14 protein-coding genes are annotated in these 12,540 nt (G+C 69.2%); 7 read left to right on the top strand and 7 right to left on the bottom strand.

Annotated features, from left to right (window positions below):
* The first annotated feature begins 87 nt into the window (after positions 1 to 87).
* From dapA to MTBUT4_RS13285, 3 genes are read left to right on the top strand one after another with little or no spacing between them, the layout of a single operon-like run.
* Positions 88 to 960 carry a 4-hydroxy-tetrahydrodipicolinate synthase gene (gene dapA / locus MTBUT4_RS13295; protein ID WP_173980166.1) on the top strand — a complete coding sequence of 291 codons (873 nt, stop codon included), beginning with the start codon at positions 88 to 90 and terminating at the stop codon, positions 958 to 960.
* A 2-nt stretch (positions 961 to 962) separates the two neighbouring features.
* Complete coding sequence (gene smpB, locus MTBUT4_RS13290; protein WP_173980165.1) at positions 963 to 1,424, top strand: SsrA-binding protein SmpB; 462 nt, start codon at positions 963 to 965, stop codon at positions 1,422 to 1,424.
* Between the two features lie 7 nt (positions 1,425 to 1,431).
* Positions 1,432 to 2,097, top strand: a complete 666-nt coding sequence (locus tag MTBUT4_RS13285; RefSeq protein ID WP_173980164.1) for a sulfite oxidase-like oxidoreductase — start codon at positions 1,432 to 1,434, stop codon at positions 2,095 to 2,097.
* A gap of 14 nt (positions 2,098 to 2,111) precedes the next feature.
* Here MTBUT4_RS13285 and MTBUT4_RS13280 read toward each other — a convergent pair whose 3' ends face one another.
* Positions 2,112 to 4,655: an ATP-binding protein gene (locus tag MTBUT4_RS13280; protein ID WP_173980163.1), complete on the bottom strand. Its 2,544-nt coding sequence runs from the start codon at positions 4,653 to 4,655 to the stop codon at positions 2,112 to 2,114.
* A 140-nt stretch (positions 4,656 to 4,795) separates the two neighbouring features.
* Positions 4,796 to 5,563 carry a M23 family metallopeptidase gene (locus MTBUT4_RS13275; RefSeq protein WP_173980162.1) on the bottom strand — a complete coding sequence of 256 codons (768 nt, stop codon included), beginning with the start codon at positions 5,561 to 5,563 and terminating at the stop codon, positions 4,796 to 4,798.
* Between the two features lie 173 nt (positions 5,564 to 5,736).
* Between MTBUT4_RS13275 and MTBUT4_RS13270 the strand changes: the two genes are divergently transcribed.
* Complete coding sequence (locus MTBUT4_RS13270; RefSeq protein ID WP_254434858.1) at positions 5,737 to 6,219, top strand: phosphatidylglycerophosphatase A; 483 nt, start codon at positions 5,737 to 5,739, stop codon at positions 6,217 to 6,219.
* Entirely contained in the window at positions 6,216 to 6,698 is a 483-nt protein-coding gene (locus MTBUT4_RS13265) for a CinA family protein (protein WP_371737906.1), read from the top strand. Before MTBUT4_RS13270 ends, MTBUT4_RS13265 begins: the two co-directional genes overlap by 4 nt.
* Here the strand turns inward: MTBUT4_RS13265 and MTBUT4_RS13260 are convergent.
* Positions 6,688 to 6,987 carry a hypothetical protein gene (locus tag MTBUT4_RS13260; RefSeq protein ID WP_173980159.1) on the bottom strand — a complete coding sequence of 100 codons (300 nt, stop codon included), beginning with the start codon at positions 6,985 to 6,987 and terminating at the stop codon, positions 6,688 to 6,690. The two genes, MTBUT4_RS13265 and MTBUT4_RS13260, sit on opposite strands and share 11 nt — an antisense overlap.
* 133 nt (positions 6,988 to 7,120) lie before the next feature.
* On the opposite strand from MTBUT4_RS13260, the gene MTBUT4_RS13255 reads away from it, so the two are divergent.
* Positions 7,121 to 7,783 (top strand): cyclic nucleotide-binding domain-containing protein, encoded by a 663-nt coding sequence (locus MTBUT4_RS13255; protein ID WP_173980158.1) that lies wholly within the window; start codon positions 7,121 to 7,123, stop codon positions 7,781 to 7,783.
* A 140-nt stretch (positions 7,784 to 7,923) separates the two neighbouring features.
* Here the strand turns inward: MTBUT4_RS13255 and MTBUT4_RS13250 are convergent, their stop codons facing one another.
* From MTBUT4_RS13250 to MTBUT4_RS13235, 4 genes are all read right to left on the bottom strand, one after another.
* Positions 7,924 to 8,178, bottom strand: a complete 255-nt coding sequence (locus MTBUT4_RS13250; RefSeq protein WP_173980157.1) for a hypothetical protein — start codon at positions 8,176 to 8,178, stop codon at positions 7,924 to 7,926.
* Positions 8,179 to 8,264: 86 nt separating this feature from the next.
* A complete protein-coding gene (locus MTBUT4_RS13245; RefSeq protein ID WP_173980156.1) occupies positions 8,265 to 8,645 on the bottom strand; it encodes a cyclophilin-like fold protein in 381 nt (126 codons plus the stop codon).
* A gap of 101 nt (positions 8,646 to 8,746) precedes the next feature.
* The gene (locus MTBUT4_RS13240) at positions 8,747 to 9,937 is read right to left on the bottom strand and encodes an acetate/propionate family kinase (RefSeq protein ID WP_173980155.1); all 1,191 of its coding nucleotides are present in this window, start codon (positions 9,935 to 9,937) and stop codon (positions 8,747 to 8,749) included.
* A 16-nt stretch (positions 9,938 to 9,953) separates the two neighbouring features.
* Positions 9,954 to 11,366 (bottom strand): bifunctional enoyl-CoA hydratase/phosphate acetyltransferase, encoded by a 1,413-nt coding sequence (locus MTBUT4_RS13235; RefSeq protein ID WP_173980177.1) that lies wholly within the window; start codon positions 11,364 to 11,366, stop codon positions 9,954 to 9,956.
* Positions 11,367 to 11,575: 209 nt separating this feature from the next.
* Here MTBUT4_RS13235 and MTBUT4_RS13230 point away from each other — a divergent pair, with 209 nt between their 5' ends.
* Positions 11,576 to 12,538, top strand: coding sequence for an SLAC1 anion channel family protein (locus tag MTBUT4_RS13230; protein WP_173980154.1), 963 nt, complete (start codon positions 11,576 to 11,578; stop codon positions 12,536 to 12,538).
* Positions 12,539 to 12,540: the final 2 nt, after the last annotated feature.

The raw sequence follows: 12,540 nt of genomic DNA, 5'->3' as shown, positions 1-12,540 counted from the left end.
GACACGCGCGGCGCAAAAGCTTGTGCCGCTTCAGGCAAGGCTGTAATGTCCCGGGTTTCCGAGCACACACCTCTTTGGGAAAGCGCCATGTTCAAGGGATCGATCACCGCCCTCGTCACCCCCTTCGCCAACGGCCGGGTGGACGAAAAGGCGTTCCAGGACTTCGTCGCCTGGCAGATCGCCGAGGGCAGCCACGGCGTGGTTCCCTGCGGCACCACCGGCGAATCCCCGACCCTGTCGCACGAGGAACACAACCGGGTCATCGAGCTGTGCGTCGAGGTGGCCAAGGGCAAGGTCCCGGTGATCGCCGGCACCGGCTCCAATTCCACGGAAGAGGCCATCTACCTCACCCGCCACGCCAAGGACGCCGGCGCCGACGCCGCGCTGGTGGTCGCCCCCTATTACAACAAGCCGACCCAGGAAGGCCTGTTCCGCCATTACGAGGCGATCGCCACCGCCGTCGACATCCCGATCATCGTCTACAACATCCCCGGCCGTTCGGTGGTCAACATCACCGTCGACACCTTCGCCCGGCTGGCCAGGCTGCCCAACATCGTCGGCGTCAAGGACGCCACCGCCGACCTCGCCCGCCCGCTCCAGATGCGCGCGGCGCTGGGGCCGAAGTTCTGCCAGCTCTCGGGCGAGGACGCCACCGCCACCGCCTTCCTCGCCCAGGGCGGGGTGGGCTGCATCTCGGTGACCTCCAACGTGGCGCCGAAGCTGTGCAGCCAGATGCACGACGCGTGGATGAAGGGCGACCTCGAGACCTGCTTCGCCATCCGCGACCGGCTGGCGCCGCTGCACGATTCCATGTTCTGCGAGACCAGCCCGGCGCCGGTGAAGTACGCCGTCAGCCTGCTGGGCAAGGGTGCCGCCACGGTGCGCCTGCCGCTGGTCGAGATTTCCGCCGACAGCAGGAAGAAGGTCGAGACCGCCATGAGGGCGGCCGGCCTCATCTGACCATGTCCCTGCCGGCGCACATCGCAGCGCAGAACCGCAAGGCGCGGCACGAATACACCATCGTCGACACCGTCGAGGCCGGCATCATGCTGGTCGGCACCGAGGTGAAGAGTTTGCGCGCCGGCAAGGGCAACATCAACGAGGCCTATGCCGGACCCAGCGGGGATGAATTGTGGCTGTACAACGCCTATATCCCTGAATACCAGTCCAAGATGCCGTTCCCGCACGAGACCCGGCGTCCGCGCAAGCTGCTGCTGCACCGGCGCGAATTGCGCAAGCTGGTGGGGGCCATCGCCAAGGAAGGCATGACCCTGGTGCCGCTGGACATCCATTTCGGCCCGCGCGGCATCGCCAAGGTGCTGCTGGGCCTGGCCAAGGGCCGCAAGGCCCACGACAAGCGGGCGGCGATCAAGGAGCGGGAGTGGGGCCGGGACAAGGCCCGGCTGATGCGCGAGAAGGGGTGAACCCCGCATGGATGACGACGACGTCCCGCTGCTCGGGCGCCTGAAGGACAAGCTGATCGGCGCCAAGCAGGACTGGGCGCGGCAGGGGCGAGGCCTCACCGGCGCCCCCGATCCCAAGCGGCGGCGGCTGCCGCCGGGCCAGCGCGAGGTGTCCGACTGGCCGGTGCTCGACCTGGGCATCACCCCCGACCTCTCCACCGCCGATTGGTCGCTGACGGTGGCCGGCGCCGTCGAGGCGCCGCTGAAATGGTCATGGGACGCGTTCATGGCCCAGCCGCAGACCGAACTGGTCACCGACATCCACTGCGTCACCACCTGGTCGCGCTACGACAATCGCTGGGCCGGGGTGACCGTGCGCCACCTGCTCGGCCTGGTGCGTCCCCGCCCGCAGGCGGCCTTCGTCATGCTGAAATCCTTTGACGGCTACAGCACCAACCTGCCGCTGGACCTGTTCGCCGCCGAAGACGCCCTGTTGGCCCATACCTGGCAGGGCGAGCCCCTGAGCCGCGAGCATGGCGGGCCGGTGCGGGCGATGATCCCGCAGCTCTATTTCTGGAAGAGCGCCAAGTGGCTGCGGGCGATCACGGTCATGGACAAGGACAGTCCCGGCTACTGGGAGCTGCGCGGCTATCACGACGTCGGCGATCCCTGGCGCGAGGAACGGTATCGTTGACCAATCGCCGCTGATCAGTCGGCCGCGACGAGCGGCAGCGGCTCGCCGATGATGCCCATGGGCAGTTCGACAACCACCGTGGTGCCCTCGCCCCGGGCGCTGGTCACCCGCAATCTGCCCCCGTGCAGCTCGGTGAACGAGCGCGCCAGCGGCAGCCCCAGCCCGGTGCCCTCGTAGCGGCGCGACAGGCGGGCATCGACCTGGCGGAACGGCTCCAGCGCAGTGGCGATATCCGACGGGTCCATGCCGATGCCGCTGTCGATCACCGCCAGTTCCAGGTTGTCGCCGACACGGCGGACCGTCACCGCCACCCGGCCTCCTTCCGGCGTGAACTTGACGGCATTGGCGAGCAGGTTGACCAGCACCTGGAGCAGGCGGCGGCGGTCGGCGGTGAAGACCGGGAGACCGGGTTCCACCGATGTGGACAGTTTGAGGCCACCGCTGCGGGCGCGGTTTTCCACCAGCCGGATCGCGGACGCCGCCACCTCGTCGATCACCACTGGCTCGAGCAGCAGGCTCATCTGCCCGGCCTCGATCTTGGCGATGTCCAGGATGTCGTTGATGACCTCCAGCAGATGGCGGCCGGACGACACGATGTCCTGCGCATAGTCGCGATAGCGGGAATTGCCGATCGGCCCGAACATCTCGCCGTGCATGACCTCGGAAAAGCCGATGATGGCGTTCAATGGCGTGCGCAGCTCGTGACTGACCGCCGCCAGGAATTCGGTCTTGGCCCGGCTGGCCACCTCGGCCTCCTCCTTGGCGCGCAGCAAGGCGCGGGTGCGTTCGAGAACGCGGTGCTCCAGCACCTCGTTGGCATGGGCGAGCGCCCGCTCGGCCTCCACCCGGTCGGTCACGTCGGCCCCGTAGACGTTGACGTGCTGCGCCCCGCCGATGGGAACCAGGGTGAGCGACAGCATCCGTTGGTCCACCCGTTGTTCGCGCACGGTCCGGCGCCCGGTGGCATAGCACTCCCGCACCGCCGCCACCCACTTGCCGGAAACCACGCGTCCGACTCCGCTGCCCCATTCCGCCAGCAGGGCGGTGCTGGCGGGATTGGCGTGCTGGACCATCCCGTCGACGCCGATGCGCAGCACCGGATAGGGATTCTGCGCCGGAAACAGGGCGAAGCTGGCGACGGCGCGTTCGGTGCGCCGCCGTTCGGTGACGTCGGTGACCAGCAGCAGGCCGGGATCGACCGCACTGCCGGTCCGCAGCTCGAAGATGCGCTCTCCGCCGACGCGGGTGGGTAGCGCCACCTCGTCCAGTCCCCGCGTCTTCGCCTGCAGAAAGGCGTCGAGGCCGCCGCATTCGGTGGCGAAGGCGGCCATCACCGCGTTCTCGGGCGCCGGCCCCTCTTCGGTCAGGCGGATCACCCCCACGCCCATCAGGTCGGTCACCGCCTGCAGCAGGCGCAGCCGCTCGATCTCGGTCCGGGTGTTCATCTGTTCGGTGGCGAGGCGCAGGCGTTCGGCCCCTTCGCGGGCCAGCGCATCGCGCGATCCCACGACCTCGTCGGTGAGCGCCTCGACCTGGGCCAGCAGGCTGTGGAGCTCGTCGCCCGGAGCAACCTGAGGACTGACGCCGAACACCGAGCGGGTGACCTCGGCCACCTGCCTGGTCAGCAGCCGCAGGCGCAGGGCGAACACCGCCAGCACCGCCAGGAAAAGCACCGCCAAAGCCCCCGCCAGAACCAGGCGCTGGCTGCGCTCCAGCGACAGGATGGGGAGCGCCCGTCCCTGGATCAGCGCCTTCGGCACCAGGGTGGCGAAGCTGGCGACGACGTCGGACGAGCCGTAGCCGAAGAACTCCATGCCGGCGATCAGCCAGGCTCGCCCCAATTCCGCGATCTCCGTCCCCGGGACCACCAGTGCGGGAGCGCTGCTCGCCAGCACCCGGCCGGCAGCGCCGTCGGAGACGGCGACCACGTGGTCGGCGCCTTCTCCCAGGCCGTGGGTGGTGGAAAGGAATCGGGAATCCAGCCGCGACCCGAGCACCAGCAATCCGCCGGATTCGCCCGCCGACGCCGCCGAGACGATGTGGACCACCCCGTCCAGGCGCATCAGATGGGCATGGTCCATCGCCGTCCGCAACTGCCGCCGGTCGGGCCGCCACAGGTCATCCAGGGTCGGGACGCCGGAGAGCGCCACCACTTCATGCGTCGTCCAGTCCGGAGCGATCACCGCGACGAAGTCGATGGGCGGGAACGCCCCCCGGTCGGCGGACGGCGGCAGCCAGGCCGGCTCGCCATGAAGCGTCCGGCTGCCCTCCCCCGCCCTCAGCACGGCCTCGACATGACGGGCGGCGGCCCGGCTGCCGCCAATCAGCCGGGCAAGGGTGAAGTGGGAGCCCAGGCCGGCCTCGAACGCCAAGCGGTCACGCCGGGCCATGTCCTCGATCTGCACCTCCAGGTCGGCATCGACCATCGCTTCGATCCGCGCCGAATGGCGGAAATCCATCACCGCCCACAACAGCACGCCGACCAGCGCTCCACCCACGAGCAGACGGGGCAGGATGCCGTACCGTGCCAGAACGGACGGAAGAAAGGGCAGCTTCACCGTGGCGGGCCTGCCATCCGGTCGTTCATCCACACCCCCTGGCCCATCATCGTCACCGTCTGTCGCACCTGCGAAGAATTCTCCCATGCCGGCAGTGGTGCGCCAACGACGCCAAGGAAGGTGCATAATGTGGAAAGGTATTAGCGCCGGCGGACCAGCATCCGTCCCGCCGCCATGAAGCGTTCGGGATCGCGGGGCAGTCCATCGACTACCACTTCGTAGTGCAGGTGCGGCGCGGTGGACCGTCCGGAACTGCCAAGGGTGCCGATGGGCTTGCCCACCGCGATCCGCTGGCCGACGCGGACCCGGATGGTGGCCAGATGGGCATAGCGGGTGCGGATGCCCGGCGCGTGCTCGATCTCCACCATGCGGCCGTATCCGCCGTTGCGTCCGGCGTACACCACACGCCCCGGCGCCGTCGCCAGCACCGGAGCCTTCAGCGGTGCCATCAGGTCGATGCCCGAGTGCAGGGCGCGGCGGCGGTTGAAGGGATCGATGCGGTGGCCGAAGCCGGAAGCGATCTCGTAATCGGCAAGCGGTGCCGCCACCGGCAGCGAGCGCACCGAACGGCGCAGGCGCTCCCACCGCAGCACTTCGGACGGCAGCGACCCGTCGGCGATGAAGGGACCGCCCGCCGCTCCCGGCGCCGTCCCGCCGGCAAGGCGGTCGATGTCGAGGCCGGTGCCGGCCAGCGCCGTCTCCACCGCCCGGATGTGCCCCGAAGCGACGCGGCGCAGCTTCTGGCCCAGGGTCTTCAGCAGCGCTTCGCTGCGGGTCAGCGCGCTCCTGACATCGTCCAGTTCGCGCCGGAGTCCGGCGCAGGACGGCGAGGCCTCGGCCTCGGACGCGCCACTTCCCAGCCAGCCGAGGGTCGCCACCACGCCCCATCCCGCCATGAGCGCGGTCACCAGCCTGCCGCCGCGGCCTGTTGCCTTGCGCAGGGCCACCTCCCGTCACTGGTCGTTGTCGCCATCCGGAGATGTCGTTTGAGCCGGCGACCGCGTCCACACCTCGGAAGGTTGCAAGGGGCGGCGCAGATGGTAGTGTCCGCCCACGCAACGTCGTCACGCCGGAGTCCCGTTTGCACCCGATCCGACTATCCGCCTGGCACCCGGCCAGCCTCGTCGCCACATGGTTCGGCTGCGGGCGGTTGCCGTTCGCGCCGGGAACATGGGGCTCGCTGGCGGCGGTGCCGATCGCCTGGGGATGTTTCCGCACGGCGGGTCAGGCGGGCGTGCTGGCCGCCGCCGCCGCCCTGTTCGCGCTGGGCTGGGCCGCCTCGGCTGAGTATGTCAGGCGCACCGGGCGCGACGACCCCAAGGAGGTGGTGGTCGACGAGGTGGCGGGCCAGTGCCTGGTGCTGGCGGCGGTTCCCGACGATCCCGTCCTCTATCTGGCGGGCTTCGCGGTCTTCCGCGTCCTCGACATCTGGAAGCCATGGCCGGCCAGTTGGGCCGACCGCACCCTTCCCGGAGGCCTGGGGGTGATGGCTGACGACGCCCTGGCGGCGCTATACGGGGCGCTGCTGATGGCGCTGGCCGCATTGTGGTGGAGTCTGCCGTGACCCATATCCAAGCCGATGCCGTGCGTGTCCTCGACGCCTATGCCGCCCGCGGCCTGATGTTGGCCACCGCAGAATCCTGCACCGGCGGCCTGATCGCCGGCGCCCTGACCGCGGTGGCCGGGTCCTCGGCGGTGGTGGAACGCGGCTTCGTCACCTATTCCAACCAGGCCAAGACCGACATGCTGGGGGTCCCGGCCGGGTTGATCGGGACGAAAGGCGCCGTCAGCGCCGAGGTCGCCGTCGCCATGGCCGAGGGTGCGCTGGCCCGGTCGGCCGCCGACGCGGCGGTGGCGGTGACCGGCATCGCCGGCCCCGGCGGCGGCAGCGCGGACAAGCCGGTGGGCCTGGTCCACTTCGCCGCCGCCCGGCGCGGCGGTCCCACGCTTCACCGCAGCCGCGTCTTCGCCGGCGACCGCGACGCGGTGCGCGCCCAGGCGGTGCGCGAAGCCCTCGACCTCGCCCTGGCGGTCATCGCCTGATCGCCTGCAGCGCGGCGCGCAGGATGGCCAGCGGCAGGGTCGGCGCCTCGGCGTCCAGATGCACGCCGTCGCGGGTCAACGCGGCATAGGGGAACAGCCCGGAGACGCCGAACCCCACATGCAGCTTCCAGCCCGGCAGGGCCGCGGCGACCAGGTCGCGGCAGGGCTCGACCGCTTCGGTATACGGTGCCGGCGGCCGGGCGAAGGCCTCGGCCAATTCGGCGTCGAGCCCGTGATCGCCGCCCGATGCCGCCGCCAGCCGCGCCTCAAGCCCGTTCCAGTCGACCATGTCGCTCCACCTCCGGTCCGCCGCCAGCATACCAGTGGCCGTGAAGCACGGCTGCAACGTTTGTTTGGGTTGAGTCGGCGGCCGGTTTGTAAGAAGCTGCAAGCCGCAGCCGGCATGGATGACGGGGGTGTTGGTGGCGGACCAGTTGGGGATCACGTTCGACGACTACATGGCGGCCGGCTCGACCCGGCTGGAGCGTCTCACCTTCGCCGCCGGCGAACAGATCTTCGCCCAGGGCGACCTGGGCGACGCCGCCTACATCGTCCACAAGGGCTCGGTGCGGCTGTTCCAGCATGTGGACGGCCAGCGGGTCGAGGTGGCCGAGGTCGGCACCGGCGGCATTTTCGGCGAAATGGCCGTCCTCGATGGCGGCCGGCGCAGCGCCAGCGCGGTGGCGGTGGACGAGGCGCTGCTGTCCCGGGTTCCGGTTCCGGTGTTCCGCCGCAAGCTGGCCGGCACCGACCGTTTCCTGCGGGCGCTGATCGAGCTGTTCATCCGCAACATCCGCAACTCGCCGCGCCTCTTCCTGCGCCGTCCGCGCAGCTTCCGCGACCACGTGACCCAGAGCCGGGTGTTCGCCTGGAACATGCGCCGCTTCGCCGGCCGCATGGAGGATCAGGCGATGGCGACCGAGGTCGTCGCATTGCTCGACCGCCTCGACACGGTGCTGGGCGACCTCGACCGCGCCGCCGAGCGCTGCCCGGACAAGCGCCACAACCTGATCGGCGACGAGGAATTGCGTGGCGTCCAGTTCTCGGACGTCATCGGCACCGAGGGCCAGCGGATCCTGGTTTAGAGCAGGGGGATATCCGAAGGAATCACCCTGCTCCTGCCGCCATTGCGGCGGCGGCCAAGCAAACCGCAGGTTTGCGCCCGGCGAGGGCATCCCAACAAAGCTAGAGAACGATGCGATCTAATCGCAGTGTGCTCTAGCTGTCACCGCAGGGGCTCGACGCTCACCGGTTCGCGGGGCGGCACCACCGCCGGGACGGGCTCGGGCATGGCCTCGCGGGCCGGCGCCGCGGCCGGAATCACCCGCGGCGGCGGAGCGGCGGCGGGCTCGGCGGTCCGCGTCTCCTTCGACTTTTCGTATTCCTTCATGCCGTGGGCGGCGAGATCGACGATGGCGCAGGCGGGCAGCAGGCCCGCCAGGGCGGCACAGATCAGCAGGCGCGGAAAGGCTGGTGTCATCCTCTCGTCCTCATTCCCCATCCGGAACGGGACGCTACACGCAGGCGCGGCGACCGGTCAACCGCCCGGCCGGCCTAAGCTCCGGCCTAGGCCTCCTGGGCCGGTTCGATGCGGATCAGATCGCCGGGCTCGACGGCGTCGAGACGGCTGACGTCGAAATCGGTGCGGCCCCAGACGTTGGCCGGCATGGCCAGGCGGATTTCCCCGGCCTGCGAGGCCGGCGTCGGGCCGAAGCCGATCACCACCACTTCGCCTTCGACGCGAAAGGCCAGCTCGCCCGGCTCGATGACGTCGCGGGCTTCGGCCTCGCGCTCGGCCCGCACCGGAACGGTAAAGTAGACCTCGCCCTCCCACTTGGTGGCCCGGGTCTCGAACGGCGCCGCGGCAAGCAGCGCCTCGGCGGTCGGGGTGTCGAACAGCTCGGCGTCGAGCGTCGCCTTGCCGATGGTCATCCGGAGCTTGCGCATCTCTCCACCCTCGCCCTCGTTTCGCACCGTTCCAATGTGCCCCGATTCGACGGTAACCACCACCCCTGAGATTTACCTCCCCCGAAAGGATGGGGCCAAGGCTAGAGCTGGCGGTCCAGCACCTCCCGGGTATGGCGGGCGATCATCAGTTCCTCGTCGGTGGGAACGACGAAGACCGGCACGCGGGCATCCGCCGCACCGATGGCGAGGTCGTTGCGCTGGTTGGCCTGCGGGTCCAGCTTCACCCCCAGCCATTCCGCCAGGGCGCAGACCCGCTCGCGGATCACCGCCGAGCGCTCGCCGATGCCGGCGGTGAAGACCAGGGCGTCGAGTCCGCCCAGGGCTGCCGCCAGCGATCCCAGTTCGCGGGCGATGCGATAGACGAACAGCTCCACCGCCTCGGCGGCGTGGGGATCATCGCTGTCCAGCAGGACCCGCATGTCGTTGGAGATGCCCGAAACCCCGAGCAGGCCGGACTGCTTGTAGAGCAGATCCTCGATCTGCTTGCCGCTCATGCCCTTCTGCTGCATCAGGTAGAGCACCACGCCGGGATCGAGGTTGCCGGTGCGGGTCCCCATCATCAGCCCGTCGAGTGCGGTGAAGCCCATGGTCGAGGCCACCGACTTGCCGTCCTTGACCGCGCACATGGAGGCGCCGGAGCCGAGATGGGCGATCACCACCCGGCCCGCCCCCACCGCCGGCGCGACCTCGCGCAGGCGGCCCGAGACGTATTCGTAGGACAGGCCGTGGAAGCCGTAGCGGCGCACCCCCTCGGCGGTGAGCTGGCGCGGCAGGCCGAAGATTTCCGCCACCCGCGGGCTGGTGCGGTGGAAGGCGGTGTCGAAGCAGGCGACCTGGGCCAGACCGGGATGCACCGCCTGCAGCGCCCGGATCGGCGCCAGGTTGTGGGGCTGGTGCAGCGGCGCCAGCGGCACCAGCGCCTCCAGTTCGTCGAGCAGCCCGTCGGCCACCAGCATGGGCTTGGCGTAGCGGGTGCCGCCGTGGACCACCCGGTGGCCGGCGGCGCGCAGGGTGGCGCCGTCCAGGTGCTCCTCGACCCAGCGGATCAGGAATTCCAGCAGCACCTCGTGCGACAGCCGGTCGCCGTGGTCCCAGACCTTGTCCTCGATCTTGCGGCCCGAGGGGTCCTTGGCCTCGAAATGGGGGGCGACGTGGATGCCCTCCACCTGACCCTTGCTCGACAAGGTGATGCCGTCCCCCGCCTCCGACACGTAAAGCGAGAACTTGATGGACGAGGAACCGGCGTTGATGACGAGAATGCCGTCGCGCATGGAAGCTCTCCCCGTCCTACTCGGCCGCGGCCTTGGAGGGCGCGGTGCGCCGGGCATGGGCGAACAGCACGGCGACCGCGCACGAGGCGAGGCGCGCCTTGGCCGAATCGGCACGGCTGGTCAGCACCACCGGCACCCTGGCCCCCAGCACGATGCCGGCGGCATCGGCTTCGGCCAGGTAGGAGAGCTGCTTGGCCAGCATGTTGCCGGCCTCGAGGTCGGGCACCAGCAGGATGTCGGCATCGCCGGCCACCGGCGACTTGATCTTCTTGATCCGGGCCGCCTCGGCCGAGATGGCGTTGTCGAAGGCCAGCGGGCCGTCCAGCAGCCCGCCGGTGATCTGGCCGCGGTCCGCCATCTTGCACAGCGCCGCCGCCTCGATGGTCGAGTTGATCTTCGGATAGACGGTCTCGACCGCTGACAGGATGGCCACCCGCGGCTCGGCAACCCCCAGGCAATGGGCGAGGTCGATGGCGTTCTGGCAGATATCGACCTTGTCTTCCAGGGTGGGATAGATGTTGATGGCGGCGTCGGTGATCAGCAGCGTCTTGGGATAGGTCGGCACGTCCATCACGAAGACGTGGCTGATGCGCCGCCCGGTACGCAGGCCGGTGTCGCGCCGGGCCACCTCGTGCATCATCTCGTCGGTGTGGAGCGAGCCCTTCATCAGCGCCTCGCACTCGCCGGAGCGGCACAGCTGCACCGCCTTTTCCGCCGATTCGTGGCTGTGCTGGGTGTCGATGATGCGCAGCCCGGTGAGATCGAAGCCGTGTTCCTGGGCAAGGCTGCGGATCTTGGCCTCGGGGCCGACCAGGATGGGGATGATCAGCCCGCGCTTGTACGCCTCGTAGGGTCCTTCCAGCGAGACCTGGTCGCAGGGATGGCAGACCGCCACCGAGATCGGCTCCAGGGTCGCGCAGCGGGCGATGATGTCCTCGAACACATGGGCACGACGGCGCAAGGACACCTCGTGCAGCTCCATCCGCGGCTGCACCACCTTGACCGTCGGGGCGTAGACCCGCGCCAGGCCGCGAAACACCGTGTCGCCGTTCTGGTTCACCGCCAGACAGTCGAAGGTGATTTCGTTGGGCGGCGCCTTATCAGTGGCCTTCACCGTGACGGTGATGGTGTCGCCCACCTCGACCGGGCACAGGAACTCGAAATCCTGGTTCTTGTAGACCGTCCCCGGGCCGGGCAGCTCGTTGCCCAGCAGCGCCGACACCAGCGAGCCGCCCCACATGGAATGGGCGACCACCTTGCGATGATGGGCGAATTGCTGGGCCTGCTCGGCCTGGTAATGGGTCGGGTTGAGGTCGCCGGTGGCGACACCGAACAGCTCGACGTCCTCCATCCGGCAGTTCCGCGTCAGCGTCGCCGTGTCCCCCACCCTGATCTCGTCCCAGGTGCGGTTTTCCATCATCTCGGCCATGGTGGTCTCCTTGGTCGGCAGCGGCAACGGGCCATTTGTTGCGGTGCGAAATATACATCCTGCCCCTAGGTCGTACAACAATCGTACCCCACCCTTCACCAATTGGTCATGCGCCTCCCCGATCGGCGCATGACCCGACGGTGGTATTATCACTTGACGGCGGCCGTCGCCGATTAGCATTGTCTAATATAATTTGGACCGGAGTCGTCATGAACCAGCCCGCTCCCGCGTCGACCGCCCTCCACTCCCCCCTCGCCCACATGCCGGTGGCGATCTTTGCCACGGTGATGGGCGTATCCGGCCTCGGGCTGGCCTGGCGCAAGGCCGGCCACGAGCTCGCCGGCGACTTCCTGGTCGCCGTATCGGCGGCTGTTTTCATTGCCGTTTCCATCGCTTATGTGATGAAGTTGATGCGCCATCCCAGCGCTGTGATGGGCGAGTTCAACCATCCGGTGCGGTCCGCCTTCTTTTCCGCCATCGCCATCGGCATGCTGCTGCTGGCCACCGGCCTGTGGCCGCACCTCCCCGCCGTCGCCTACGGCGTGTGGGTGGCCGGCGCCATCCTGCAGCTGGTGATGACCTTGCGCATCCTGGCGCGCTGGATCGCCCAGAAGCACGACATCGCCCACGCCAATCCGGCCTGGTTCATCCCCATCGTCGGCAACATCATCGTGCCGGTGCTGGGGGTCCGACTCGGCCAGGTCGAGGTGTCGTGGTTCTTCTTCTCCATCGGCATGATGTTCTGGCTGCCGTTCCTGTCCATCATCCTCTACCGGGTGATCTTCCACGACGACCTGCCGCCGCGCCTGGTGCCGACCCTGTTCATCCTGGTGCCGCCGCCGGCCGTGGGCTACCTCGCCTATACCGCGCTGACCGGCGCCGAGGACCCCTTCGCCCTGGTCCTGGTCAACGGCGCGCTGTTCACCACCCTGGCGCTGCTGGCCCTCACGCCGCGCTTCCTCAGGCTGCCCTTCGCCATGTCGTGGTGGGCCTTCACCTTTCCGCTGGATGCCATGGCCCTGGCCGCGCTCGAGCACGGCCACCGCGCCGCCAGCGCGGTGTGGAGCGGAATCGGCCTGGCGGCGCTGGTCCTGGCCAGCGCGGTGGTCGCCGCGGTGGCGGTGCGAACCGTTTCGACGATGCTGAAGGGCGAGCTTTTCGTGCCTGAGTGAAT

It is taken from the genome of Magnetospirillum sp. UT-4 (assembly GCF_902729435.1).
GTDB lineage: Bacteria > Pseudomonadota > Alphaproteobacteria > Rhodospirillales > Magnetospirillaceae > Magnetospirillum.
The sequence above is the reverse complement of the archived record's forward strand: the minus strand, read 5'-3'. Positions and strand labels throughout refer to the sequence as shown.

Excerpts from the sequence above, each read along its gene's own strand:
- MTBUT4_RS13245 (WP_173980156.1), bottom strand. The coding sequence starts at position 8,645 with ATGCGCAAGCTCCGGATGACCATCGGCAAGGCGACGCTCGACGCCGAG.
- MTBUT4_RS13285 (WP_173980164.1), top strand. The coding sequence starts at position 1,432 with ATGGATGACGACGACGTCCCGCTGCTCGGGCGCCTGAAGGACAAGCTG.
- MTBUT4_RS13230 (WP_173980154.1), top strand. The coding sequence starts at position 11,576 with ATGAACCAGCCCGCTCCCGCGTCGACCGCCCTCCACTCCCCCCTCGCC.
- dapA (WP_173980166.1), top strand. The coding sequence starts at position 88 with ATGTTCAAGGGATCGATCACCGCCCTCGTCACCCCCTTCGCCAACGGC.
- MTBUT4_RS13250 (WP_173980157.1), bottom strand. The coding sequence starts at position 8,178 with ATGACACCAGCCTTTCCGCGCCTGCTGATCTGTGCCGCCCTGGCGGGC.
- MTBUT4_RS13240 (WP_173980155.1), bottom strand. The coding sequence starts at position 9,937 with ATGCGCGACGGCATTCTCGTCATCAACGCCGGTTCCTCGTCCATCAAG.
- MTBUT4_RS13260 (WP_173980159.1), bottom strand. The coding sequence starts at position 6,987 with ATGGTCGACTGGAACGGGCTTGAGGCGCGGCTGGCGGCGGCATCGGGC.
- MTBUT4_RS13235 (WP_173980177.1), bottom strand. The coding sequence starts at position 11,366 with ATGGCCGAGATGATGGAAAACCGCACCTGGGACGAGATCAGGGTGGGG.
- smpB (WP_173980165.1), top strand. The coding sequence starts at position 963 with ATGTCCCTGCCGGCGCACATCGCAGCGCAGAACCGCAAGGCGCGGCAC.